Annotated in this window: 27 protein-coding genes and 1 riboswitch; of the genes, 8 read left to right on the top strand and 19 right to left on the bottom strand. The window is 42.8% G+C overall.

The genetic code is table 11. From position 1 onward, the window contains the following. Genes FNH22_RS16960 through FNH22_RS16950 form a run of 3 tightly spaced genes read right to left on the bottom strand, consistent with a single transcriptional unit; the run spans window position 1 to window position 4,109 of the window. On the bottom strand, window positions 1–1,464 hold the full coding sequence (locus tag FNH22_RS16960) for a TolC family protein (protein ID WP_143399619.1): 1,464 nt from the start codon (window positions 1,462–1,464) through the stop codon (window positions 1–3). Continuing rightward, window positions 1,457–2,797: an ABC transporter permease gene (locus tag FNH22_RS16955; RefSeq protein WP_143399618.1), complete on the bottom strand. Its 1,341-nt coding sequence runs from the start codon at window positions 2,795–2,797 to the stop codon at window positions 1,457–1,459. Before FNH22_RS16955 ends, FNH22_RS16960 begins: the two co-directional genes overlap by 8 nt. Window positions 2,798–2,834: 37 nt before the next feature. Then, window positions 2,835–4,109 carry an efflux RND transporter periplasmic adaptor subunit gene (locus FNH22_RS16950; RefSeq protein WP_143399617.1) on the bottom strand — a complete coding sequence of 425 codons (1,275 nt, stop codon included), beginning with the start codon at window positions 4,107–4,109 and terminating at the stop codon, window positions 2,835–2,837. Window positions 4,110–4,447: 338 nt separating this feature from the next. On the opposite strand from FNH22_RS16950, the gene FNH22_RS16945 reads away from it, so the two are divergent. Beyond that, complete coding sequence (locus FNH22_RS16945; protein ID WP_143399616.1) at window positions 4,448–5,218, top strand: class I SAM-dependent methyltransferase; 771 nt, start codon at window positions 4,448–4,450, stop codon at window positions 5,216–5,218. Window positions 5,219–5,288: 70 nt separating this feature from the next. Here the strand turns inward: FNH22_RS16945 and FNH22_RS16940 are convergent, their stop codons facing one another. From FNH22_RS16940 to FNH22_RS16915, 6 genes are all read right to left on the bottom strand, one after another. Continuing rightward, window positions 5,289–6,254: a glycosyltransferase family 2 protein gene (locus FNH22_RS16940; RefSeq protein WP_143399615.1), complete on the bottom strand. Its 966-nt coding sequence runs from the start codon at window positions 6,252–6,254 to the stop codon at window positions 5,289–5,291. Further along, complete coding sequence (locus FNH22_RS16935) at window positions 6,255–7,223, bottom strand: glycosyltransferase family 2 protein (protein ID WP_143399614.1); 969 nt, start codon at window positions 7,221–7,223, stop codon at window positions 6,255–6,257. It lies immediately after the preceding gene. Window positions 7,224–7,225: 2 nt separating this feature from the next. Next, window positions 7,226–7,753, bottom strand: coding sequence for a DUF4199 domain-containing protein (locus tag FNH22_RS16930; RefSeq protein WP_143399613.1), 528 nt, complete (start codon window positions 7,751–7,753; stop codon window positions 7,226–7,228). A gap of 149 nt (window positions 7,754–7,902) precedes the next feature. Beyond that, on the bottom strand, window positions 7,903–8,448 hold the full coding sequence (locus tag FNH22_RS16925; RefSeq protein ID WP_185154265.1) for a DUF4199 domain-containing protein: 546 nt from the start codon (window positions 8,446–8,448) through the stop codon (window positions 7,903–7,905). 4 nt (window positions 8,449–8,452) lie between these two features. Continuing rightward, window positions 8,453–9,715, bottom strand: coding sequence for a dihydroorotase family protein (locus FNH22_RS16920; RefSeq protein ID WP_143399611.1), 1,263 nt, complete (start codon window positions 9,713–9,715; stop codon window positions 8,453–8,455). A 14-nt stretch (window positions 9,716–9,729) separates the two neighbouring features. Then, window positions 9,730–11,724 (bottom strand): BatA domain-containing protein, encoded by a 1,995-nt coding sequence (locus tag FNH22_RS16915; protein ID WP_143399610.1) that lies wholly within the window; start codon window positions 11,722–11,724, stop codon window positions 9,730–9,732. An 85-nt stretch (window positions 11,725–11,809) separates the two neighbouring features. Here FNH22_RS16915 and FNH22_RS16910 point away from each other — a divergent pair, with 85 nt between their 5' ends. Beyond that, a complete protein-coding gene (locus FNH22_RS16910; RefSeq protein ID WP_143399609.1) occupies window positions 11,810–12,352 on the top strand; it encodes a biopolymer transporter ExbD in 543 nt (180 codons plus the stop codon). Window positions 12,353–12,404: 52 nt separating this feature from the next. Here FNH22_RS16910 and FNH22_RS16905 read toward each other — a convergent pair whose 3' ends face one another. Further along, on the bottom strand, window positions 12,405–12,743 hold the full coding sequence (locus tag FNH22_RS16905) for a single-stranded DNA-binding protein (protein WP_143399608.1): 339 nt from the start codon (window positions 12,741–12,743) through the stop codon (window positions 12,405–12,407). 191 nt (window positions 12,744–12,934) lie between these two features. On the opposite strand from FNH22_RS16905, the gene FNH22_RS16900 reads away from it, so the two are divergent. The 3 genes from FNH22_RS16900 to FNH22_RS16890 all read left to right on the top strand — a co-directional run bounded on the left by FNH22_RS16900 (window position 12,935) and on the right by FNH22_RS16890 (window position 15,153). Next, window positions 12,935–13,300: a hypothetical protein gene (locus FNH22_RS16900; protein WP_143399607.1), complete on the top strand. Its 366-nt coding sequence runs from the start codon at window positions 12,935–12,937 to the stop codon at window positions 13,298–13,300. A 51-nt stretch (window positions 13,301–13,351) separates the two neighbouring features. After that, entirely contained in the window at window positions 13,352–13,819 is a 468-nt protein-coding gene (locus FNH22_RS16895) for a hypothetical protein (RefSeq protein WP_143399606.1), read from the top strand. A gap of 233 nt (window positions 13,820–14,052) precedes the next feature. Next, window positions 14,053–15,153, top strand: coding sequence for an alkene reductase (locus FNH22_RS16890; RefSeq protein ID WP_143399605.1), 1,101 nt, complete (start codon window positions 14,053–14,055; stop codon window positions 15,151–15,153). 94 nt (window positions 15,154–15,247) lie between these two features. Here FNH22_RS16890 and thiH read toward each other — a convergent pair whose 3' ends face one another. From thiH to FNH22_RS16845, 9 genes are all read right to left on the bottom strand, one after another. Further along, window positions 15,248–16,357 (bottom strand): 2-iminoacetate synthase ThiH, encoded by a 1,110-nt coding sequence (gene thiH, locus FNH22_RS16885; RefSeq protein WP_143399604.1) that lies wholly within the window; start codon window positions 16,355–16,357, stop codon window positions 15,248–15,250. Continuing rightward, window positions 16,350–17,126 (bottom strand): thiazole synthase, encoded by a 777-nt coding sequence (locus FNH22_RS16880; RefSeq protein ID WP_143399603.1) that lies wholly within the window; start codon window positions 17,124–17,126, stop codon window positions 16,350–16,352. The genes thiH and FNH22_RS16880 overlap by 8 nt, the downstream gene beginning before the upstream one ends. Further along, window positions 17,123–17,746: a thiamine phosphate synthase gene (locus FNH22_RS16875; RefSeq protein ID WP_143399602.1), complete on the bottom strand. Its 624-nt coding sequence runs from the start codon at window positions 17,744–17,746 to the stop codon at window positions 17,123–17,125. Before FNH22_RS16875 ends, FNH22_RS16880 begins: the two co-directional genes overlap by 4 nt. 92 nt (window positions 17,747–17,838) lie before the next feature. Further along, window positions 17,839–18,456 (bottom strand): thiamine phosphate synthase, encoded by a 618-nt coding sequence (locus FNH22_RS16870; protein ID WP_143399601.1) that lies wholly within the window; start codon window positions 18,454–18,456, stop codon window positions 17,839–17,841. A gap of 36 nt (window positions 18,457–18,492) precedes the next feature. Continuing rightward, complete coding sequence (locus FNH22_RS16865) at window positions 18,493–18,672, bottom strand: hypothetical protein (RefSeq protein ID WP_143399600.1); 180 nt, start codon at window positions 18,670–18,672, stop codon at window positions 18,493–18,495. A 37-nt stretch (window positions 18,673–18,709) separates the two neighbouring features. After that, window positions 18,710–18,913 (bottom strand): sulfur carrier protein ThiS, encoded by a 204-nt coding sequence (gene thiS / locus FNH22_RS16860; protein ID WP_221420297.1) that lies wholly within the window; start codon window positions 18,911–18,913, stop codon window positions 18,710–18,712. Window positions 18,914–19,023: 110 nt separating this feature from the next. Beyond that, window positions 19,024–19,117: riboswitch (TPP riboswitch) on the bottom strand. Window positions 19,118–19,590: 473 nt separating this feature from the next. Further along, window positions 19,591–20,748, bottom strand: a complete 1,158-nt coding sequence (gene argE, locus FNH22_RS16855; protein WP_143399599.1) for an acetylornithine deacetylase — start codon at window positions 20,746–20,748, stop codon at window positions 19,591–19,593. 75 nt (window positions 20,749–20,823) lie between these two features. After that, complete coding sequence (locus tag FNH22_RS16850) at window positions 20,824–22,239, bottom strand: YfcC family protein (protein ID WP_143399598.1); 1,416 nt, start codon at window positions 22,237–22,239, stop codon at window positions 20,824–20,826. Between the two features lie 177 nt (window positions 22,240–22,416). Continuing rightward, the gene (locus FNH22_RS16845) at window positions 22,417–23,889 is read right to left on the bottom strand and encodes a M20 family peptidase (RefSeq protein WP_143399597.1); all 1,473 of its coding nucleotides are present in this window, start codon (window positions 23,887–23,889) and stop codon (window positions 22,417–22,419) included. 141 nt (window positions 23,890–24,030) lie between these two features. Between FNH22_RS16845 and FNH22_RS16840 the strand changes: the two genes are divergently transcribed. The 3 genes from FNH22_RS16840 to FNH22_RS16830 form a co-directional block, all read left to right on the top strand. Next, window positions 24,031–24,354 carry a hypothetical protein gene (locus FNH22_RS16840; protein ID WP_143399596.1) on the top strand — a complete coding sequence of 108 codons (324 nt, stop codon included), beginning with the start codon at window positions 24,031–24,033 and terminating at the stop codon, window positions 24,352–24,354. 67 nt (window positions 24,355–24,421) lie between these two features. Continuing rightward, window positions 24,422–25,297: a HEPN domain-containing protein gene (locus tag FNH22_RS16835; protein WP_143399595.1), complete on the top strand. Its 876-nt coding sequence runs from the start codon at window positions 24,422–24,424 to the stop codon at window positions 25,295–25,297. A 283-nt stretch (window positions 25,298–25,580) separates the two neighbouring features. Then, the coding region (locus FNH22_RS16830; RefSeq protein WP_143399594.1) for a HEPN domain-containing protein at window positions 25,581–26,413 on the top strand (833 nt) is incomplete at its 3' end.

Below are 26,413 nucleotides of genomic sequence, written 5' to 3'. Positions count from 1 at the left end.
CTATTCGTCCGGTGTGTAGAGTAAACGCTTTTCATTGAAATCATATAAAGTAAGTTCCCTCAATTGATAATAAGCTGTCCAAAAGTCCCGTAATGCACTGATATAGCTACGTTTTGCTTCGTCTTTTTCGTTAAGGGCTATGTTGAGGTTGGTGATGTCTATCTTTCCTATAAGGTACCGGTTCTGTGCCACCTCGTAACGCTCACGCGCTACTTCATCAGATTTCTTGGAGATCTTCAATTGGGTACGCAGCATTTCAAATTGCCTGACCTGGGTAAGTATTTCCTGTTCGAAGTTCTGTTCATCCTGTGCGATAGTATAATCCTGCAGTCGTTGATTGGCCAGGGCGCTTTTCATTCGAGCTTCATTGCGTCCCCAGGTAACGAGAGGAATAGCAAAACCCAGGTTGAAACGCTGTTCATTTTGTGGAGTGCTATAAACATCAATAGCATCTGACCCTGAATCATTTAGGCCAAATGTAGCTGTCAATGTGGTTTCAAAAATTTGTCCACGTGCTTGAGCCACATCGCGTTCTGCCTCAAGTTTTCTGCGTTGAAAGGCCAGGTAATCTGAACGATATCTCTGTGCATAATCCAGCGCTTCACCATAATTAACTTCAAATTCCGGGATATCTTCGGGTAAAGCTAATCGTGGAATTTGCTCATCATTAAACCCAATGTAAGATCTAAGCCTGAGACCTGAAGTTTCAAGGTCAAGTTTAGCCTGCGCTACTGCCTGTTCTGATCTCAGCAATTGAAGTTCTACCTGTAATAATTTATCTCTTGACGTGGTACCTATATTATAACGCCCTTGCTCAATCCTGTAAATCGTATCATTATTGGCAAGATTAAAATCAGCAATCTGTAAGTTGATCTGTGCATCAAGGTAATCGAAAAATCGCCTTGCTGCCTCACGTGAGATAGACTCCACCTCTTCCACATATTCACGCTTTGATTCTTCATAGCGTAAAGGTTCCGTCTTTTTATCCCATTTAAGTGGGTTAAAAGCAAACAGTGGTTGACTAAGAAAAATATTAAATGGGGAACCTCTCCACAACGTAGAACTATTACCCCCGAATTGTTCAAAGTAGGACAAATTCGAATTAACACTAATTTGCCCTCCTGTCCATGGTAAAGGTTGCTCCAGTTCCAAAGACAGCCTTGGATTGATCTGGTCTACTGGTTGAAACCGAATACTACCATCCGGCTGTGGGGTACGGACAAAAGCGTTATTGTACTCTGGCCCCTGACCAACCAATCGTAACTGAGGATTAAAGTCAGATTTAAAGCGGCGGTATTCCCAATAACTGTTTTCTTTCGCTGTTTCAGCACGTTTAGAAAATGGTGACTGGTCGCGGGCCATATTGATGACCTGGCCCATTGTAAGCCTGTCGTTCTGCTGAGTATAGCCTTTGACTACTGAAAATAATAACAATGTAATCAAGCATAAGAAGTTCTTATTCATAACGTAATGATGAGATGGGGTCTTGTTCAGCGGCTCTTTTTGCGGGTGTTATTCCAAAGATCATTCCTACAGCAGCAGCCACACCAAATGATAGCAGAATAGAATAAAGGGATACAATAGTAGGTATATCAGCTATTTCGGATACCACATATGCCAGTATTAAGCCAAGTATAATGCCAATAATACCCCCTGACACACTGATCATGACAGATTCGAACACAAATTGATAAATGATATCCATCTTCTTCGCCCCTATCGCCAGCCGCAGACCTATTTCTTTGATGCGCTCCAATACGGAAGCTAACATAATGTTCATAATACCTATTCCACCTACTAGCAAGGATATACCAGCTATTGCTCCTAATACGAAATTGAAAATATCTTTGGTACGCTGTTGCTGTTTGAGAAGCAGTTCGGGAATGGTGATCTCATAATCTACCATTTCAAAATGCCGACGTTTCAGTAACCTGGAAACGATCTCTGAGATGTTCATCATTTTTTCAGACTTATCCACCTGTATTACCAAACGATCTAATTGATGGTAATTGACAGATTGTTTAGGTTCATTGGAATTATCACGATCGTCGTTCCCCCTTGTGGCCCTTTTAATAAGTGCATCTGTTATTAAGGCTCTGTTTTTATAGCGAACCAACACGGTTTTAAGTGGTGCATATACATCCATGTTATAATCTCGAATACCCAGATTAGCAATGCTTTTCTGGCTTATCCGTCGTTCTTCCAACACCCCTACTACTTTTAACCAGTGCGCTCCAACTTTAATCGTTTTACCTATAGGGTCTTCCTTACTAAAAAACTTAGCCCTGATCCCCTGACCTATCACACAGACTGCTGCACCGGATTTCAATTGTTCTTCATTAAAGAACTTTCCCTGACCCAGCGAGAAGTTAGACATTTCAAAATAGCTATTCTCCACCCCTACCAGCTTTGCTGACCTCCTGATCCCGCTCTTTATAATGTAGGTTTCCAAAAGTATTTCAGCACTCAGTTTACTTATTCCGGGCACAATGCTTTGAATGCTTCTGACATCTTCCAGGGTCAAACCCGGAGAAAAATTCTTATCATCCGTTTGACCCAGCTCCTCCTGTACTTCTTCTTCAATTTGCTCCACCAGGGGTACAATAACTATATTATTGACACCAACCAGTTTGATCTGCTCTAAAATTTCCTGTTGTGCACCATTTCCAATGGCCAACATAGCAATAACGGCAGCCACACCGAATATGATACCTAATGCGGTAAGCATGGACCTGACTTTATTCGCCAGCACAGCTTCAAAAGCAATGTAAAAATTAGACAATAGGTGAGTGTACATAGAAGGAGTATATCAAGAGCGGATTCGGGCAGTAAGATCAGTTGTTCGTTGCAATGCTTTGTGGCTTATTTTTTAGTTGGGAAACGGGTTGGTCTTCTATTCCGTCCGGCACAGATAAATAAAGTAGTTCGCCCTCCTCTATTCCGGCCTCTATCACCACTTCATTTGTATTGATCTGTCCAAGGATAACCTCTTGCTTTGCGTATGACAGCCCGTCTCTCTTGATCACATAAGAAAGTGAATCACCCTGACTATGTATGCACTCCAGGGGAACATAAACCACATCCGGTATCATTTCAGCAATAATCCCATTAGATGTTGTCATGGCCGGTCTTAAAGTAGTATCTGACTCGTTAATCAGGATCTTAACTTCAAAAACTTTAGAGTCAGAGTTTGGTTTCTGTTCACCAATATTAGCTACATTAACTACCTTACCGCTAAGAGATTTATCCGGAAAAGCGTCCAGTCCGATATTTACCTGCTGCCCCTTTTTTATGGATCGGATGTCCACCTCATTGATATATGTCCTGGAAATCATAGAAGTAAGGTCTGGCAGTGTGGCTACTACAGGTTCCCAGGCCCGGATAGTGCCGCCGATGCCAATCTTACTGCCGTCCCACTCCCTGTGATACACTACCATACCTGACTCAGGGGCCAGAATGGTAAATTGTTGTTTGAGCCTGTCAAGAAAATCAAACTTACCCTGATCTTCTGCAAGCCGGGCAGCTGCCTCTTGCATTTCAGCAATGGCTTTTTGTGTTTTCAGCTTGTAATTTTCTACTGCTTGGTCAAGCGCCCGTTTGGCCTTGGCCAGGTCAATCTCAGCTTGCTTGATAGTAGCGGGCGGCTCATATTGTGATTGAGAAAGAATAATTTCTTTTTCTTCCACGGCATATTTCAGGTTGACCAACTCATCTCGGGCAGCCCGCAATTCCAGCGCCGTGTCCAGCCTGGTTTGGGTATATTTTGACAGGCTTTGCTGTAATTCCGTTTCCCTGTTCTGTACTTTGTCAGATAGTTCTGACTGATCCAGGCGTCCAATGTAATCCCCTTTTTGGACGACGGTCCCTTCTTCCACCAGGTGTTCTATTTTTACCTGCCACATCTGGGCAGCGCGTAAGCCGGTAGGCCCCATGACTTTAACTGAATTTTGGGCTTCCAACTCTCCCGTAGTAGTTACTTCTACTGTAAATGTACCACGTTTAGCTTCTACGAATATATCCCCATTCTCTGCATTGCTATCGCCCATAAAAAGCCATGCTACCAAGATAACCGCTAAGGCCCCTAACCCAATGATCAGTTTATTTTTCATTTTTTTTTCTTTGGAACTGTAAAGCTAAATTAAACGCCTGAGACGGTCTGGGCCACCAATCATTTTAAATACCCACACGCATAATTAAATGGTGGCTAATTGTCAAGGCTCCTGTTTTATCCTGGTTACACATACATCTGAATTTAACGAAAGCCATTCGGTTTCATTGTTCCGCACATGTAATTAGTCTTACTTATTTTTCGTCAGAGATGTTACAATACTCTTTGGTTTATATTAAGATACAGACATGACTTTGATCAGGTGATTGCCAGAAAGGTGTACTTCCTTTTCTTACGTAGGTACAGGTAATTTAACTACTCTGTATAACTTTGTCCCTAATGAAGTACTTAATTAGCCTGGTATTACGTAAAGTACCCAGAAAATATTTACAACTGGTCAATGGCCCCTTACTAAAACTGGCAGGCCTCTGGTTAAGAGGTAACAAGTTTACCTGTCCCATTATTGATAAAAGTTACCGCAAGTTCTTATCCTATGGCAGAATAAACCCGAGGCCCAACGCACTATGTCCGGATTCGCTGTCACTGGAACGGCACCGTTTGCTCTGGCTATACCTTAAAAATAAGACCAACTTCTTTGAAAAGCCCTTACAATTTTTGCATATCGCTCCTGAACAGTGCTTTATGAAACCTTTTGAAAAGCAACATGGTGAAGGATATATTACGGCAGACCTGGAATCTCCACTTGCCAAAGTGAAAATGGATGTGCACAAGATACCTTTTGATGAAAATACATTTGATACAGCCATGTGTAATCATGTGATGGAACATGTCGACAATGATATTTTAGCCATGAGCGAGATCCACAGGATCCTGAAGCCCGGTGGTTGGGCCATTATACAAGTGCCTTTTTTCAGTCCATTACCCGATATAACTTTTGAAGACCGTACTATCACAAACCCAAAAGAACGAGAAAAGGCTTATGGACAGGATGATCATGTCCGTCTGTATGGAAAAGATTATCCGGAACGTCTTAGGTCTGCGGGTTTTGAGGTAGTGGAAGATGATTATATAAATACACTTTCAATCGAAGAAGTCGAACGTTACGCTTTGCCAAAAAATGAAGTGATCTATTTTTGCCATAAAAAGTAGCCTTATAAGCACTTAATACCATAGCAGGAGCACTGACTAACACTTTGTTAATGCTGATTACAGATGACCGCTATTTATTGAAAAGCTTTTTGATACCTTCCGTAATAAAACCCACACCGTATGCTGTTAGTTGCGTAAATGCTGCAGCGACACTCATGATGGCTACAGCCACTTGTTTGGTCCTGGAAAGGGCATCGAAAAAGATGAGTAGATAATATACCAGATAAATAGCAACGGCCAGCGCAAATAATTCAATGCTTATCAAAGGAAGTAAAACCAGACTTCCCATCCCCAAAAGAAAAAAAACCGGGAATGTATGCACTAATTTCACCTCTCCGGGAAAAAAGCGTCCTACATTAATTCTTGCCCTCCCAAAGAAATGTAACTGGTCATAAAACTGCGACAAACTCGTACGTCTTTTATGGTATACAAATGCATCTTCTATCAAGCCCGTTTTAAAACCCAGATGAATGATACGAATACTAAATTCAATATCTTCTCCCATACGGGTGATGATATATCCACCTGTTTTCTCAAAAACTGTTTTGGAAATACCCATATTAAAGCTTCGGGGATGGAAATCACCTACATGCTTTTTGTTCCCTCGAATACCACCTGTGGTGAATAACGAGGTCATAGAATAACTAATGGCCTTTTGGATAATGGTAAAGTCTTCACGTGACCGGTCAGGGCCACCAAAAGCATCTAAGGAATGTTCAGTCAAATGCTGCTCAACGGTTTGCAAATAATGTGATGGAATCAGGCAATCTGAATCGAAGACAACATAAAAATCCCCCTTAGCTTGTTCAAAACCAAAATTACGGCTAAAACCTTGCCCGGTATTCGGCTTGTAAAAATACCGGATACTCAATACATCCGAATACCGTTCCACAATACCATCACATCGGTCGGTAGAACCATCCTCCACAATGATCACTTCAAAATGCTTGTACGTTTGCCGGGTAAGGCTGTCTAACAGTTCATCTACCTCATTGGGACGATTGTATACAGGTATTACTACGGAATAGAAACGCATTTATTCAAACCCTATCTGATCCGCTACGAGATATTCATTTTCGGTGTTAGATTTCATGGCCATCATTTCAGCCAAAAAACCCGTGAGAAACAGTTGAACGCCTATGATCAATGCTACTAATGCCAGGAAAAAGAGTGGTTGGTCCACCACATCCCGCACGGGCAGATCAAACCGAAGCCGGTAGAGTTTATCTCCAATCACCCATATAGCGATGACGAAACCCGTGAGAAAGGATAAAGTACCCAGGGGACCAAAAAAGTGCATGGGTTTTTTCTTGAATCTGGAAACGAACATAATGGACAACAAGTCCAGAAACCCATTGATAAATCGCTCCAACCCAAATTTAGTGCTGCCATATTTTCGCTCACGATGTTCTACTACCTTTTCGCCGATCTTGTCATAGCCATTCCATTTGGCAATAACCGGTATATAACGGTGCATTTCTCCATATACATGAATATGCTTGACCACACGGCTTCGGTAGGCTTTAAGGCCACAGTTAAAGTCATGAAGCTTTATTCCTGATATTTTACTGGTGATAAAATTGAAGAATTTAGAAGGTATGGTTTTAGAAATAGGGTCATGCCTTTTTTTCTTCCAGCCTGACACCATATCTAACCTGCCTTCGGTGATCATTTTAAACAGCTCGGGGATTTCATCCGGGCTGTCTTGAAGGTCAGCATCCATGGAGATCACCACATTCCCCTGTGATTTTTTAAAACCTGTATTTAATGCGGCGGACTTGCCGAAATTTCGGTTAAAACTAATCCCTTTTATATGTGAATTTTCTTTAGAAAGCACCTGTATTACCTCCCATGAGCGATCGGTACTACCATCGTCCACCAGTATTATTTCATAAGTAAAGCCGTGCTGTTGCATAACACGGCTTATCCAAGTTGTCAATTCCGGCAGTGATTCTTCTTCATTATACAAGGGAACCACTACGGAAATATCCGTAGTATGGGTCATTATCAAATTTGGTCCTCTGGATTACTGTTCTTTGTAAACGCAGTAATGATCAAAGATAAGATAAATCCAAAAAGAACGGCCATAACAATGCCTAAAACAAGACTAACTTCGGGAGCCATCAGTTTAGCAGTAAACGCCATGGTCTGTTCGATCTGCTCGTCCCCCATACCCTGCTCTTCAAGTTGCTGTAGTGTATTATCCATAATCCGATCTGTGTATCCAAGATCTACAAACTTGATGTAAACATATCGGAAAATACCACTTATAATGGCTGAAACCAGCGATACCAAAGTACCTATTCCAAGTCCTTGTCCATAGGACATAAAACCATCGCCAGCAGATTTAAACTCTTTATGCGCCAATACCAAAAATACAATAAAAGGGATTAGTCCAAGCCAGTTAACAGCATTTGACGTATCTGTTTCCGTAAGGGTAATAATGAGGAAAAAGACAATAGAAAACGCAGCGGTGATCAGCCCCCATTTTACGGACACCTGTTTAACAGAGCTTTTCTCAATAGTATCTTCCATGTTTTTTGAATTTTAGATTTAACAGTCGATTGATCAATGGTATGTATTCACTCCTTGGTTTCAAAGTATCCTGAATGCGCCTAAATTCAAATAACAAAACCATACGTGGTCTTTTACCATGGTAAATGGTCGGCATCTGAGTCCGCTCTTTAAGTCTTTATATCAGTGCGCCTGAGAATTATGGCCAGAAGTATGGATAAGAAAAAACCTATCAGGCAGCTTTTGATAAAGTAATCCAAAGCCATTTGATAAGGCTTAGTGCTTTTCATTAATGTGATCTGATGATCGAATTGCTCCGGCGTGATTGTAATGGCACTTTGCGATGTCAACTGATCACGATTCAGTTCCAGACCTCTGATAGCACCTTCAACGTAGTCATGCAGAAAGGAAACTTCCATATGCCCAAAGCCAAAAATGAATATACCCACTACTATTCCCAGTACTAAGTAAAAAAAGATACCAATAAGAAACCCCTGCCAGAAATGTAACACGCCAAACGCATGTTGCTCCTTGAACTCTTTCATACTAAAGAAAATAAATACCCCAAAGAGCAATATTCTGTAATCATAAAATACCGGGATAAGTAATGGGTGACGGTTCGTATAAAAAAGCAATAGAATAACCGCTATGGCCAGTACAGACGCCACCAGGGCATATTTTAACGGAATTTTTACCAAAGAAGGGAGTCTGTTCATTGTACTATTGGTCCAGATACACCTGGTTATCATTAAACACTGCTACCACTTTGCCCTTTAGCGGCTTCTCCCAATACGGGGTATTCCTGGATTTTGACAGGTTAGTATTGTCGTTAAGCTCCCATTCCATTGCAGGGTCCAGCAATGTAAGGTTGGCTGGTTGCCCGGCTTCGACCACCGGACAGGCTATACCTAACAGTTCACGCGGCGCCCTTGTTATTTTGTCCAGCAATACTTCGAACTCCACTTTTTCCGACAGGTTTACCAGGTTATGCGCTACTGTCTGGAAACTGATGATACCAAACTCTGCCAGGTCAAATTCAAGGTCCTTGCTTTCTTCATCTTGTGGTAAATGTCCGCTGGTAATAACATCTATAACACCATCATTTAGTCCTTTGATAAGGGCTTTGTTCTCTTTTGGCGTTCTGAAAGGTGGATTAACCTTAAGGTTGGTATCAAAATCATCCAGCATCGTATCGTCAAAAGCGCTCTGAAATGTAGTTATGTCACAGGTCACGTTCAGCCCTTTCTTTTTAGCCGACCTGATCATGTCTAATGACCGATCAGTCGATATACCGGTTAAGTGTAATCTGCCCCCTGCATATTCCAGTAACTCGAGATCTCTTCGTACGGCAAGCTCTTCTGCCAATCCCGGCATACCTTTCATGCCTAAAATGGTACTTTCAACCCCTTCATTCATTACTCCAAATCTATTCAAGTGAATGTCTTCAGGTCTATCGATTAAAAGTCCATTAAATTTTTGGAGGTATTGAAGCGCTTTCAATAAAATATCCGAATGCCAGATAGGAAGCGAACCATCTGAAAAAGCTATCGCTCCCGCCGTATGAAGATCTATCATTTCTGTTAGATCTTCTCCTTTTGTGTCCTTTGTAACGGCAGCTATGGGATATACCTTGGTAGCACTCGTGCTATTTTTAGAGGTCAGGTAACTTATCTCGTTCTTGGTCTGCGTAACAGGCTCGTTATTAGGAGATAACGCCAAACCGGTAAACCCACCGGCTTGCGCAGCCTTCAAACCTGAAGATAGGTCCTCCTTATATTCAAAGCCCGGGTCACCAAAAGAGGCCCGCATATCAAACCAGCCTGTACTCACTATCCCGTTTTTAGGTGCTATCACTTTATCCGCTTTTGGTAGTGTTTTACCTATGGAAGTTATCTTTCCTTTATCTACCAAAATGTTGAGTTTCTTCTTATGATGCCTGGACCCTTTGTCAAGCACCATCACATTTTTAAGAAGGATTTTCATAAGTTCAAGTTAGGCTAGGGTAAGAAACGAATTAATAAGGCCTCTGCCAGAAAAAAGACCAGCGCCAATAGTATTGCATACTTCCAAAGTGGCACACCTATGTATTTATTCTGAATAGCTTTTTCAAAGGCCTCCATATCAGATGCATCAAAAATATCGACATTTCCTTTAAACTTTTCTTTGATGGCAGGCGTCTCCAATTGTGACAGGTCTGATTCCAACGGTGAGTAGTTGAACGCCAAAGAAGTTAATGTTTGCTCTTCCAATTTCACATCATAAAAGCCAGCTGAAAGTAAATATTTTGGTATTTCCAACAAAAGCCTGTTACCTAATACACGCTGTCCGGGAATAAGCTCTTCCTCATCCTTTACGAGCTTGACCACTTTATCATTAATACCCTCCTCCAGGTAAATACTTATCAATTCTTCGTCAATGACATGATATAAGTTATTTTCCAATTTAGCACTCTGTACAGCAATACGATACATTACAGGTACAAACAGTGCATGGTTTTGGAATGTGGTAAAGTTAATATCCAGGGGTGCACTTATGATAAAGAGCTTGCCGTTACGCCTGATCTCTGACAGAAAAGGTTTACCGGTACGCGTCCTGAGCAACGCCGTGCGATCTGCACCCCATGAAATAGTACTGGTAGTAGCAGGCATCACCATATTAGGGTTATTATCCTCAAAAACATCCTGAAAAAATGGATTTTGAAAATCCGGCGCCGCTATAGGTACCAGGGCAGTAGTATCAGCATCTGTCAAACGTTGTAAACCCATGATCTGACGGTAAGTGGTAACGTCAGGTTTGTATGCCGGAACAATGAACAGGTTGCCATAACGCTCCATGTAATCGTTCAATGGTACGGTAAGAGCAGCATCTAATGACGTTATGCCGTTAAGAATCACCAGGTCAGCACTGTTTATGAGCCCATAGTCAAGGTTACTGCTGTTGAAGCTCTGAAAATTGAACAACGCTGCATTACCATATACATTTTCAATGGGTGTTTTTGAGTCTGTTTCTTTGATCTCAAGTATGTTAATTTTCCTTCCGACATCTAATGCAAAGTAAAAATCATTGTCAAAGGTGACCGGAAACTCTTCAAATGTAATTCTTCCCTGGTTACTACCCTTGAGGTCGAAGGCCAGGTCAAAAGTGAGCACCTTTTTGTCATTTCCGGGAATGGTCACACTCCCTGTGGCTACTTCCGCATCGTTCAGTAATACTTTTACCACCATGTCGTCCTTTTCTTCCAGTCCGTTATTTCTTATCACTACACTCAATTTGGGTTTGGCATCGCCAATCAGAAAAGGATTGTCAAGGAAGACAGAATCAACATAAACATTATCATATGAGTTAAAATAAGTCGGAAAACCGTTGACTTCCACTGTACTATCAAATTCTATCAAATGCTCGTTATACATTGAGCGCTGAAAGTCACTGATCCAATAAACCGTTCCTACACCTTTATCAAGATCATTTTGAAGACGACCGGCAATATCTTCAGCAGAACGAGATGAGCCACTGTACCTTAATTCTGTGAGGTAGTCAGCAACTTCCGTCTTACTTTTATAGGTATTGGAAAAGGCTTCAAAATCATTTGTAAGCACCTTGTATTCTGTGTTTTCAGGGTATATCTCCAGTAGTTTTTGTAAGTAGTTCCCTGCGGCATCCAAAGCGGCCAGATCAACATCCGAATTATTACTCATACTCCATGAGTTGTCTAGGTAAATGATGTTTTTTCCGGATGTGATCAGGTTTTCTTCCGATGGAATAAACGGCTGTGCAAATGCCATGACCAAAAAAAATAAGAAGAGGAGCCTTGAAAAAAGCACCAGGTAGTGCTTCAATTTAAGCTTGGAACTGCTGGCCTCTTTGACTTTTTTGAGAAAGAGCGTATTGCTAAAATAGATCTTTTTGGTTTTCCTAAAATTGAAAAGATGAATAATGACAGGTATGGCTAAGGCAAGAAGTCCGAGAAGAAAACCTGGGTACAGAAATGTCATCGGCTGCAAAAGTAGAAAAATTAAGGAAATGATAAAGCAGTAGAAAATGTGACTTTAGTCCAACGGATCAATTATTCAATTAAAAATGATCGACAAAAGACGAAATATCAACACTGGCTCACACTCCGGCCCTATGGCGGACATGGCTTTTCTTCTTCTCATCTTTTTTATGGTATGCACAAATATCGTAAACGACAAGGGACTGACTTTGTTACTACCTCCTCACAAAGCGGAAGAAAATATTGTACCTGTAAAAGACCGAAACCTATTTACAATACTCATCAACTCTTCTGACCGATTATTTGTAGAAAATGAAGAAAGAAGCAATGCCGAAAATTTAAGGACTGAAATAAAAGATTTCGTACTGAATGCAGGCAAAAGACCGGACTGGAGTGTAAACCCTAAAAAAGCCGTCATTTCTATTCAAACGAACAGAGGAACTTCACAGGGTGCCTTTATTAAAATACTGGATGAAGCCAAAGCAGCGTACTATGAAATCTATGCTGATAAGGCGGGTATTACTCCTGCTGCCTATAGAAAACTGGCTTCTTCTGATCCGATCTATAAAAAAGCCAGACATGAAATACCTATGAATATTTCCATTGCTTCAAGCAAGGTGGCAGATTAAGTATGTGCTACCGGGCCCCTGGTGCAGTTCACCCGAACCCGGTAGCACATAGCTATTTTTTACTCCCCACCATTAAAAGTTCATTCATGCTAATTTCCGTAAGATAGCGTTTCTCTCCCTCAGTAGTTTCATATTGATGATATACCAGGCGCCCTTCCATGGCTATTTCCTGACCCTTAGAAAGATAGTTAGCTACCATTTCTGCTTTCCGCCCCCAGGCCACTATATGATGCCACTGCGTATTCTGTACTTTTTCACCTTCTGCATTTTTATACACGTCAGACGTAGCTAATGAAAAGGTAGTCATGGCTTTACCATTTTTCAGCTTTCTTAGTTCAGGGTCTTTGCCTAATCTCCCAATCAATTGTACGGTGTTTCTTAAATTTCTCATTATTTTAAATACTCTAAAATTTAACATTAATTTGTTGATATGGTCAATCGAATAGGTAGGACTATTGAATTGACAGCAGCAAAGTAAATGGTGGGTAGAGGCGATACTCGGGTAATAAATATTTGTATTCGTTTAACTTACGTTTGTAAACGTTTACAAATGTATATAACATTGATTTACAATAATTTAAAATGACAGAAGAAAAATCTTGCCTGGAATGCGATACCAAAATCTATGGTAGGTTTGACAAGAAATTTTGCTCTGACCAATGCAGAAACGCTTACAATAACAGGCTGAATAGTGATTCTAATAATTACATCAGGAACGTCAATAACATTTTGCGCAAAAACCGCAGGGTACTGGAAAAGTCAAACCCTGAAGGAAAGGCGAAGATGAAGAAGGAAAAGTTATTAGAAAAAGGATTTGATTTTAACTATCATACCAACAAGTATGTAACAAAAGCCGGGGCCACTTATTTCTTCTGCTATGAATATGGCTACCTGGAGCTCGATAACGATTGGTTCATGTTGGTCAAGCGTAAAGAGTATATAGAATAGCCTGTAACGATCAGATTCACAGAACTTAAGTAGTTGTTTTTTTAACATAATATGAAGGATTTTAGCAAAATGGATAAAGCATGGTTCCGACCATTTGGACTTCTATGCTTGGCTTTAGTACTCAATGCCTGTAATAAATGTGATGAGTGTACAGGCAAGTTTGATCTGCGACTTCAATTCTCTGATCTGAACAATACCCCTGTGTTAACCCAGGTAGATTCATTACTGGTCACTGACCTGTCAGGAGTACCCTTCATGGCAGAAAGTGTATTGAGTATCGAGGATACCATTTTTCAAGTCTCATTAAACTATGAAGACCCACTCCTGGAGCCTCCGGATAGTATTCTGATCATTTATAATAATGCTCTTATAGACACGGCTGCTACAGAATTCGGATTTACAAGTGACAGCGACTGTTGTGATAACGTGTTTACCATTGATGATGTGCGCTTCTTCAACCGAAAAGTCAACCGGCTGGTAAGGCCAAGAGGAACGGTATTTCGGGTGATTATAGAATGACAGAAAACCCTGAAAGTAGACTGAAGGGCCTATCTCAACGCATGTAAAATTCCCATTGAAAACCCCTATTCCAAAGCTAAAGTTTAAATCACCAGGCTCTTAAAAACCAAAAACTACGGGTAATCATCACTTTGATAAAGACGTAAAAAAATAACCCGGCATTGTTAAACTTAACCCGGGAGTTCACGTTAGTCACGTTAAATTAAATGTTTAAACACGTATCTAAAATTATTATGAGTAATACTAAATTATTCTCTCCTTATACACTCGGTCAGTTAGCGCTCCGAAATCGTGTCATCATGGCGCCCATGACCCGTTGCCGCGCGCATGAACACAACGCTTTGGATGAACTTGCCGCTACCTACTATGGCCAACGGGCCACGGCAGGGTTGATCATTACCGAGGGTACTTCGCCTTCGCCTAACGGCCTGGGATATGCCCGCATCCCCGGGGTTTATAGCGATCAGCAAATAGCAGGCTGGAAGTCAGTAACAAAGGCGGTGCATGAAAAAGGAGGTAAAATTTTCCTTCAGATCATGCATACGGGTCGCGTTTCCCATGAAGCGAACTTACCGGAGGGAGCGGAAGTGGTGGCCCCCACAACAAAGCAGGTTTCCGGCGAAATGTATACAGATAGCCAGGGACCACTACCTCATACCACTCCCAGGAAAATGAATGAAGCAGACATAGATCAGGCAATAGAAGAATATGTCCAGGGCGCTAAAAATGCAATAGCGGCGGGGTTTGATGGAGTAGAGCTACATGCTGCCAATGGTTATCTGATGGAGCAGTTCCTGAATCCGTTGGTCAATGACCGTAACGATGAATATGGAGGAAGTATAGAAAACCGATGCCGTTTTGTACTGGAAGTGGCCGAACGTACAGCAGAAGCCATTGGAAAAGACAAAGTAGGTATTCGCATCTCTCCTTATGGCACATTCAATGACATGGGTGCCTTCGATGATGTGGAGACACAATTCGTATACCTGGCGGAGAAGCTCAAAGAAACAGGGTTGGTTTACATACATATCGTAGACCATGCCACCATGGGAACTGCCCCGGTGCCCGTAGAAGTCAAACACAAAATAAGAGAGGCATTTCAGGGTACTATCATCATCAGTGGAGGTTATGACAAAGAAAGAGCGGAAAAAGACCTGGAAGAAGGATTAGGTCATCTTGTAGCTTTTGGCAGACCCTATGTGTCCAACCCTGACCTGGTGGAACGAATGAAAAAAGGAGCTGCTCTCACTCCCCCGGATTTTGACACGTTTTACACTCCGGGAGAAAAAGGGTATACCGATTACCCGACGTTGGAAGAAGAAAAGGTGGGATGATCATTAATAGTATTTTAAAACACAAAGAGTCTGCTTGGTATGAAGCAGACTCTTTGTGTTTTAACAGACTCTATTTTTTCCACCATTTATCCTGTTACCAACTGCTTTCCCAATCCTTCCAGACTGGCTCAACTCCTTGTTTTTGAAGCATTTTCACAATCTCTTCGGTACTTCTTTCATCTGAAATTTCGAATTGTTCCAAAGACTGCCGCTCTACCACATATCCTCCGGGATTCGTCTTGGATTCGGCGCTCATCGAAGTGATGCCCAGGTTCACAATATTATCTCTGAAAACGGCATTCTCCCGTGTGGAAATTGAAAGTTCTACATCTTCATCGAACAGACGGTAAGCCGCTATCAGCTGAACAAGGTCCACGTCGGTCATGGCTACTTTAGGCTCTAATCCACCACTGTAAGGCCGTAAGCGTGGAAAAGAAATAGAATATTTGGTTTTCCAATACTTTTTCTGAAGGTATTTCAGATGAAGGGCCGTAAAAAAACTATCCGGCCTCCAATCTTCCAGCCCGAACAAAACACCCAGTCCTATTTTATGTATACCTGCCTTACCTAATCGGTCCGGGGTATCCAGGCGGTAGTTAAAATCAGATTTCTTCCCCTTGGGGTGATGTTTTTTGTATTCGTCTTTATGGTATGTTTCCTGATAAACTAATACCGCATACAAGCCCTCACAGATCAATTGTTCATAGTCCTGTTGGTCCAAAGGTTGGACCTCCATGGTAATATTCGAAAATTCAGACCGGATCAACCGGATGGCATTTGAAATATAGTTTACGCCCACCTTCCTGTTTGCCTCGCCTGTTACCAAAAGGATATGATCGTAGCCCTTGGATTTAATGTATCCAACTTCTTGAAGGATCTCTGCATCGGTCAATGTTCGTCTTGCAATCTTATTTGTGAAGCTGAAGCCACAATACGTGCATATGTTTTGACATTCATTACTCAAATACATGGGAGAATACATCTGAATGGTATTCCCAAAGCGTTTTCGTGTAAGCTCACGACTCCGCCGCACCATGGTTTCCAGAAACGGACGTGCAGCAGGAGAAATCAACGCTTTAAAATCTTCTAAAGACCGTTTAGAGGATTGAAGGGCCCTGTGTACGTCGGCTTGTCCTTTGGAAAGAATACTATCGTGCGTTTCTTTCCAATCGTACTTCTCAAATACAGTTTTAAAATCAGTCATTTAAAAACCGGGTTAAAGGACTACTGGCTTCAGCATGGTTTTGTATCGGAGCGAGTGAGGCATTGTAGGCCATTCTTCCGGCTTCCACCGCTTTTTTAAAAGCAGCGGCCATTTGTACAGGGTTTGAAGAAACGGCAATGGCCGTATTCACTAAAACGGCATGGGCCCCCATCTCCATCGCCTGTGCCGCATGTGAAGGGCTGCCCAGTCCTGCATCTATCACCACAGGCACATTACTTTGCTCAAGAATGATCTCAAGAAAGTCCAGTGTCTTAAGACCTTTATTGGTCCCAATAGGCGCCCCTAACGGCATTACACATTGAACCCCAACTTCTTCCAGGCGTTTACACAATACAGGGTCGGCATGTATGTAAGGCATCACCACAAACCCCAGTCTTACCAATTCTTCCGCGGCCTTTAACGTTTCTATCGGGTCAGGCAAAAGATATTTTGGGTCAGGGTGTATTTCAAGTTTTACCCAATGAGTTCCTAACGCCTCACGTGATAGCTGTGCCGCAAAAACAGCCTCTTTAGCGTTCCGTACCCCGGAGGTATTCGGCAAGAGGTTAATATTCGGATGTTTTAAATGAACCAGAATATCGTCTTCTATATTTTTTACATCCACTCTTTTCAGCGCCACAGTAATCAGCTCACTTTCGGCTTCAAGCAGTGCTGCTCTCATTACAGCCGCCGAACTGAATTTTCCCGTACCGGTAAATAATCGAGACTCAAATTCTTTATCGGCTATTTTCAGCAAATCATTTTTCATTGTAACTGTTCGTATATTTTTTGATTATCCATGGTAAGCGGTCCCTCCGCTGTTAACAAGCCTGAAACGGCCACTCCATAGGCACCGGCTTTACGGATATGTTTTATGTCTTCCTCCATTATTCCTCCAATAGCAATGACCGGTATTTGGCACTGTTCCCGGGTCAGCCTGTTTAAAATGCGGACATACCCCTCCAGTCCCAGGACAGGGCTCAGGTCCTTTTTGGTTTGGGTAAACCGATAAGGGCCTAAACCTATGTAATCCACCTTTTGATCAACAAGACTTATTATATCATTATGAGTATTGGCCGTTCCGCCAATTATTTTTCCTTTCCCTAATGTCGTCCGGGCTTGGAAAGGCTCAGCATCCTTTTTACCCAAATGAACACCATCGGCATTTATTTCATGAGCTACTTCTACACTGTCATTTATAATAAGCCTGGCACCGTATTTTTGACAAATTCTTTTTGCTTCTATTCCAGCTCTGAAGTACTCATCATCAGAAACTTGTTTTAACCGGAGTTGGATCCAGTCGCATCCCCAATCACACACCTTTTGTATATTTTCAAGGTGGTGAGCAATGTCTTTGCCTTGCGATATGTACTGCAGTTTTGATATCATATTCAATAAGCCCAACAGTCAGAACGGCCATGATCCACGGTCAATATTTTTCTCATACATCTTGACATAGTCCATACCTTTTGACCTCGTATTCAAAGGATTGTTTTCATTTTTGTAAAAACCGTATGATAACTTTTCATCACTTGGCTAAAGTGGGTTACCGGATCCTTTCTTTGCCACAAAGCACCAAGAACAGCAATACCACTATAGCCAAGTTTTTCCACCATAGCTATATTGTGATGGTCTATCCCACCTAAACCTATTACTGTTGCTTTCAGATCTGCTACATCGAATTTCCTTCCCGGATACTCCTTTTTGGAGATGGATGAAAATACAGGGCTTAAAAACGCATAGTCAAATGCCGAGGCAGTGGTTTTAACCTCATCGGTAGAATGAAAGGAACTGCTAACGGAAAAGTCGTTGTCCTGATATGCTTTGATATGATCCCCCAAAATCTCACCCAACCTTAGCCTATCTTTTTCACGTAAGTGTATTCCTTTTAATCTGAACTTCGTTGCCAATTCATGATGATTGTGCACAACTATTTTAGTATAATACTTATCGTCAATATCTTTTAAAAAAGCGTCATACTCATTCATACTCCAGCCAGGCTTGCGTATATGTAAAGCAGGCAGGCCTTTCTCAAAAAGCTGATGTATATATTCTGCTTCCTTATCTATCTTCTTTTCTGATGTGATAACCACCAACATTATTCCCTCTAAACTTTGTTTCTCTTTAACTCAAATTCATGACGAAAAGCATCTTTTTACTCCACATCTTCCCTGATCCTCGCCTATTCCTCTCGCTATAATGTCGCTACTTTCATACATAGATAGTAGCACCTGGTCAGTATCAGGGATGCAGGCATTGTACACCATTACCGGTTTTTTCATGCTGTCTTTCAGAAATTGGGCACTTTTCATCATACGTTTACCAGAGCCCTAAGCCCTACTCCCAGATTTCTTACCCCCCCTGAACAGCTTGTATGATCAGGATATTATCCCGATCACTGAGCTGTGTTTGTCTCCAGTCCGACCGGTTTATAATAACATTGTTTATGGCAATGGCAATACCACTTTCGGACAGGTCCAGACGCTCTATAAGTCGTTGCAAATTTATGGTCTCATCCAACTGATAAGATTCGTGATTCACACTAACATCGATCATATATGACTATTTTGTACTCTTTCCCGGTCCCTCGCCGGTTACGAATAAATTAGTAAGAAAATAGTGGAGTGTTCTTGGTAAGTCGGGTCCCACCCGATGTGAAAACCTTTTGAAAGATAGAAACTTTTCCCTTCGTTGGTATCAGCCAAATCAGGTTCAAAGGATATTTCTCAGTCAAATTACGTGACACTCCTAAAGTAACAGGTCAAATGTATTCATTATTTAACACAAATGTAAATCTGCGAGGCACCTTGAGTTGATATTTATCTAGAACCACTATCTGATACGCTCAAAACAAAACGTACTTTTGAATTTCGACCGACTTAAGTGAATGGTCCGTTTGATCATGGCCTTCTGAGTAGGCTCAGCGGCGTTATTAGGATTCCGAATCATTTTCCAGGCAATGTTATAAACACAGGGTTGATACTTGATCAGTAAATTTTCTAATGATTTATGATTACTTTTTCACCTTTCTGTATCAATCGAATAGGTTCTTCATCGGCCTGGTATACCATGTACTTTCTTAGAAATAGATCCACAATACTTCGATTTTAGTTCACCCCTTAGGTTCCTTCAAAGTGAAAATGTAAAAAGTTTTGCAGATACTTTTCTCACGGCTAACCTATGGAAAACCAATCGAAGAACAGGCTGTCCGGATAAAATAGTCAGACTTATTATTATGTTTCCAGCTCCGCCACGAGATTTTTCAGCATCTCCACTCCTCTATCCAACTGCTCCCTGGCAATAAACTCATTGGCCCGGTGGGCCTGAGCAATAGACCCGGGACCGCAAATGATACTTTCGTAACCTCCTTCGGCAAACTGACCTGCTTCCGCCGCATAAGATACCGCATCCACTGTATGGGTTCCTGTGATTTTCTTTACCAGCGATACGATGTCCCGGTCCAACGAAGTATCCAGAGATGGCACCGGCGGATGATGCTCGATAACATCTATCTTAAACCCGGGAAATACTTCCCTGAGCTCGTTTTCACGTTGCATACAGAAAGTTTTAAACTCCCGGATAATGCCGGAGAGGTCATCTCTCGGGATCACCCGGACATCCCAATGCAGGGAGGCATGATCAGCTATCACGTTAGGGGCTATACCTCCACTTACTTTTCCTACATGTAATGTGGTATGCGGCGGATCAAATCTATCGTCAAATCGTTTGGCTACGATAAGTTCGTTCATCTTATTTTCCAGCCAGGTGATCAATCTTGCCGTTTCGTGGATAGCGCTGACTTCCTGCTTTATCCGGCTACTATGCCCGGCAGAACCATTGACCTGCGTTTCCAGAACACAGATACCCTTCTGTCCAACGGTTGGAATCATCATCGAAGGCTCTCCTATAATGGCGTACTTTGGCTTTTCTTCATAAGTAGCCTGAATATGTTTTATCAGGTCCGGGGCTGAGAGGCATCCGATTTCCTCGTCGTAGGAAAAGGCGAAGTAAATGGGTTTTTTGAGGTCTGCTTTTACCATGTCGGGTAATACGGCCAGGCAACATGCCAAAAACCCTTTCATATCACAAGAACCCCGGCCGTACAGCTTGCCATCTCCTTTATCGGTAAGTACAAAAGGATCGGTATCCCAGGGTTGCCCTTCTACCGGCACCACATCCATATGACCGGAAAGGATCACACCGCCTGGCACAGCCGGACCTATCCGGCAATGTAAAGAGGCCTTGGTTCCTTCTTTATTCGGCACTTCTGTAACGGCAATCCCAAAATTCTCAATATATTCCCTGATCCATTGTTTTAAATCAAGGTTACTCTCTCCTCCCAACACCGGGAATGAAACTAATTTTGTTAATATTTGCTCTGATGTTAACACGTCAATTTGTTTTATTAAAAGCTTTTTACCGATACCGATCTTACCACCAAAAGAACCGGACTAAGCAGATATAGTTTACTTGTAACCCGTGGCTACTGCCACCAACAATGCCACCCCGGACAGCATCAGTATAATGATCAATACAGGTAGAATGAATCTCAGCCATCGATCGAGCGGCACCCTGCACATACTTAGCATAGCGATAAGGCCACCAAGCGTAGGATTCACGAGGTTAGTCACCCCATCGCCAATCTGAAAGGCTAAAATGGTCACCTGCCGGGTCAGCCCCAGCACTTCTCCAAGCGGCAGCATCACTGGTAAAGTCGCTAACGCCTGGCCGCTTCCCGATGGAATAAACAGATTAATTATCCCTTGTGATGCAGACATCCCAAGTGCGGAGGCATATAACGGCATACCCTGAAGCATTTCTGACAAGTGAAAAGAAATGGTATCTCCTATATTCCCCATCTCCATCAATACTTTAATGGAAGTAGCATAACCCACCATAAACGCACCCGGAGCGGCCTTCCCTACTCCCTCAAGTACGGTTTGGCTAATGGTATTGGCATTCATTTTTGAGACCAGGGCACTGGCTAAAGCCACCATTAAAAATATGGCCGAAAGCTCATTTATATACCAATGATAACGGAATACTCCGTATAATATCACTCCCAGTCCGGCCATAAAAATACCTACCACCAGCCGATTGTTGATGGTCATGCTATATTCTGAAATAGGCTTTGATAATGCCAGTCCTTTTTCATTGAGTCCTCTTCCAAGACTTGCCGCCGGATCTTTAGTAATCTTTTTAAAATAACGAACATTGTAATAAGCCAGTAATGTAAGCGATGCAAAGCAAAGTGCACTCCTCAGCAATGCCCCGGAAAACAACGGCAGTTCTGCCAGCCGGTGTCCGGTACCTACGGTATAAGGGTTTATAGGAGAAAGGCCAAAGCCTACGGTCATTGCTCCTACCGAAATACCGGCGGCAAGCATAAGGTCTCCACCCAATGCCAGGCTCAATACGGCAGCAATAGGTACCATAGCTATATTGTTTTCATACCCAACGGCTATGCCCAGGAAGCCATAGACAAACGTCATGATCACCACCACCCAATACTTCTTATCTGAGCCAAGTCTTTTCACCAATGTACCTACCGTATTCTCCACTGCACGGGACTTTTCCATTACCCCAAACATAATACCACCTGCCAGTACTATAAATATCACCTCCACGGCAGCTTTGAAACCAAGAGGTATGGCTTTGAACATATCCATAACTCCCACCGGAGAGGATGGTAATGTCTCGTACGACCCCGGTACCACCCTATTCCTTCCATCTACCAGTATACGCTCATAAGAGCCGGCCGGCAGCACATAGGTAAGTACTGTGACGAATAAAATAATGCCAAATAACATGGTGACTGAATGAGGAATGCGCTGATACCATTTTCCCGAACTGTCACTTCCCTCCTCTGTTGGATATTGCATATAAAATAAACTGGTCGCTAATAAAAGGCAGCCCAATGATCACCAGGGCGCTCCAGGCAATTTGTCTTTAACTTTTAAGATAAAAGATAAATATCAAACCCGTTCATCCGGCAGACTTGATTTACATCAATGGTAAGGTCATGAGAACAGACAACTCCATAAAGCTTACTTCCCGGTTCAGTTTCTTAGCGTGCCGTTCTTCAACAATTGGATATAGAACCTGATCACATTTTTATATTCGTGCACAGGTATACGTTCGTTGAGGCCATGAAAAGAACTGACATTATCCTTATGAATGACAATAGGCAAAAAGCGGTAGATGTTTTCGCTGAGTTGATTGAAATGCCTGGAATCCGTAGCCCCCACCACAAGTCCTGCTGACACTAATGTGCCTGGAAAGATCTCTGCGATGGTCTGGTTGATCTTCTGAAAGCCAAAAGAATCCGTGGACGAAACGGCCGAAGGCTCTGAAATAAACTCTCCTTTGGTAATGGTAATGCGCTCGTCATTAATGATGTTTTTCACCCGGGTGATCACGGAAGCCGAAGATTCTCCGGGTAAAATCCGGAAATTGACGGTACTCGTAGCTATTTGCGGGATCACATTGTCTTTTGTACCACTACGAAAGATAGTAGGTGATGTAGTAGTCATTACCAGTGAACTACCGGTAGATGATTTTTGATAGATACCCAGGATCACCGATTCAAATAAGGAGGCATTGGCAAATACTAACTTGTTCATAAAAGGCATTTCGGGCCCTAAAAAGTCAATGAATGAACGTACCGGTTCCGATATTCTGGCCGGGAACAGGTTATCTTTTAATTTTACCACAGCCCGGGCCATCACGTCTATGGCGGTCTCATCGTTGGGAATGGACGAGTGTCCCCCTTCTATTTTTACCTTTAATTCCAACGAGATAAACCCCTTTTCAGCAATACCGATCATGGCCACATCTTTTTCTATATCCGGAACCATGCCCCGTAGGATAGACATCCCTTCATCCAATACAAATTCTGCTTCCACACCTTTGTCCTGCAGGTACTGAGCGATTGTAGCCGCACCATAAATACCGCCTCTTTCCTCATCATGACCGAAGGCCAGATAAACCGTACGCTCGGGTTGATAGTTTTCCTGAAGTAATTGTTCCACCGCTTCCAGGATGCCGATTACACCAACTTTATCATCAATAGCTCCTCGTCCCCAAATCACATTATCTTTTACCACTCCTGAGAATGGCGCTTCTTTCCAGTCGGCCCGGTTACTGGTCATTGCGGGAACGACATCCAGGTGAGACATCAATACGATGGGTTTAAGATCAGGCCTGCTGCCTTTCCATTCATAAAGGTAGCTATAGGAATTAAACTGTCTCGTTACCAGTCTTGAATGCGTCAACGGGTAGTTATCGGTCAGAAAAGATGAAAAAAGCCGGAACTCCGCAGAATCAAAATCCGCGAGGTTTTCCGGAGATACCGTCTTGATCCTGAGGGAAGCTGAAAACCGGTCAATCGCCGCCTTATCAATAGGCCTGGGCGCTACCGGGTCAGCCGTGAGCTGCCGGGAGTCAAAGCCCAGCATATTGAAGAAAAGATAGGCTACAAAAATAATGAGTAGCGCAAAAAGAAAAAGAAGTAGTTTTTTAATCAATTTCATGGTTTAGGATAAGGTCAATCCAGTAAAGATATGGCGTTTAGATGGGTTTAAGAAAAGATCGTTGGGGGTTGTGCGGGTTACGGCAATTTATTTATTCAAGAGGAAGTTCCCAGGCCACAGGTCATAGCATTGGCATCAGTCATGCAAAAGAATATTCCGTCCGAGGAACCTACAAGTCCTTCTGATGAAATAAAATTCTTCCCAGGGAGCTTTATACCCTTTCCGGGGAGGGACGTCACCCTTCCGGGGAGCTATATTAAGTCTTCCGGGGTAACTTTTCCTCCTTCCGGGGAGGGACATCACCCTTCCGGGAGGCTGTACGAACCTTTCCGGGCAGTTTTTTCTCTTTCAGGAATGGCCTGCTTCCCTTCCGCGGGATATCATGTCCCGTCCGCGGAGGGTGTTAGGTACCATGGACGGAGACTGTTCCAGAGCACGCGCAGCACCTACTTCCTTCATCCTTAAGGTTTTTTAAATCCACGAAATATTGACCTATATTTAGTGCCAGGAAATAATCCATTATCTTACACCCGTGAACGAAGCATTACAGAAATTACCCCTTACCAAACAGGAAGAACTACAGAACATCACCAAGCTGCTCAGCAGCATGAAAAAAGTAGAAATGGTGATCCTCTTCGGCAGCTATGTCCGGGGCGAGTATGTGGAAGACACCTACGTGGAAAAAGGCATCCTCTACGAATACAAAAGCGACTATGACCTGCTCGTAGTCACCCTCCATGACGACCTGAAATGCCACCTGAAAATAGAAACTAAAGTGAACGAGGTATTACGGGATACCGGCATCGTGAAAACACCCGTCAGCCTCATCTTCCACTCCGGCAAGCACCTGAACCAGTCCCTGATGCAGGGCAACTATTTCTTCAAGGACATTAAAAAAGAAGGCATTGTACTGTATGATACCGGCAAGGTACACCTGCAAAACCCTAAGAAGCTCACCGCAGAAGAAGCCCGGCAAAAGGCGCAGGGGTATTTTGATCAGTGGTATGAAAGTGCTAACTATTTTCTCGATGACTTTACTGCTAACCTGGAAAAGGAAAGGTTTCATAAGGCAGCCTTCGAACTCCACCAAGCCACCGAACGCTACTATACCACCATCTTGTTGGTATATACAGATTACCGCCCCAAAGAGCATGACCTGGAGCGGCTGGACCTGCGGGTGAAAAACTGTGACCCTCGCTTTGCGGTATTCCCTCACTCCACCGATGAAGAAAAACGACTTTTTGAGCTACTCCGCCGGGCCTATGTCGACGCTCGCTACAAAATGGATGAGTATAGTATTTCTAAAGAGGAGTTAAACTACCTGGCAGAGAAGGTGGAGCAATTGAAGGGGCTTACGGAGAGGCTTTGTATGGAGAAAATTGAGGAGATTGGGAAGGGGGAAGTGTAAGTTTCTTAGTGGGGTGAAACTCATAAGTGGTTCTTGAGATTCTTGATCAAAATGAGTTTGCCGAAAATATCCGCATTATAAATGCTACATGTTGGGGCTTAGAAAGAAAATAGGAACGCATTACGCTTTGCTAAATGCGCTCCAGAGCATTGGAACAAATTATTTTCCACTAAATGTGTTCCAGGGCGCGCCCGGCACCTACTCCCTTCATCCTTAAGGGCTTTTAAAACCACGAAATATTGACCTATATTTAGTGCCAGAAAGGCCACTTTATATTATACCTGTGAACGAAGCATTACAGAAATTACCCCTTACCAAACAGGAAGAACTACAGAACATCACCAAGCTGCTCAGCAGCATGAAAAAAGTAGAAATGGTGATCCTCTTCGGCAGCTATGCCCGGGGCGAGTATGTGGAAGACACCTACGTAGAAAAAGGCATCCTCTACGAATACAAAAGCGACTATGACCTGCTGGTAGTCACCCTCCATGACGACCTGAAATGCCACCTGAAAATAGAAACTAAAGTGAACGAGGTATTACGGGATACCGGCATCGTGAAAACACCCGTCAGCCTCATCTTCCACTCCGGCAAGCACCTGAACCAGTCCCTGATGCAGGGCAACTACTTCTTCAAGGACATTAAAAAAGAAGGCATTGTACTGTATGATACCGGCAAGGTACACTTGCAAAACCCTAAGAAGCTCACCGCAGAAGAAGCCCGGCAAAAGGCGCAGGGGTATTTTGATCAGTGGTATGAAAGTGCTAACTATTTTCTCGATGACTTTACTGCTAACCTGGAAAAGGAAAGATTTCATAACGCGGCCTTTCTACTTCATCAGGTTACCGAACGCTACTATACCACCATCTTGTTGGTATATACAGATTACCGCCCCAAAGAGCATGACCTGGAGCGGCTGGACCTGCGGGTGAAAAACTGTGACCCTCGCTTTGCGGTATTCCCTCACTCCACCGATGAAGAAAAACGGCTTTTTGAGCTACTCCGCCGGGCCTATGTCGACGCTCGCTACAAAATGGATGAGTATAGTATTTCTAAAGAGGAGTTAAACTACCTGGCAGAGAAGGTGGAGCAATTGAAGGGGCTTACGGAGAGGCT

The organism is Fulvivirga sp. M361, from assembly GCF_007097395.1.
In the GTDB taxonomy this organism is placed as follows: Bacteria; Bacteroidota; Bacteroidia; order Cytophagales; family Cyclobacteriaceae; genus Fulvivirga.
The sequence above is the reverse complement of the archived record's forward strand: the minus strand, read 5'-3'. Positions and strand labels throughout refer to the sequence as shown.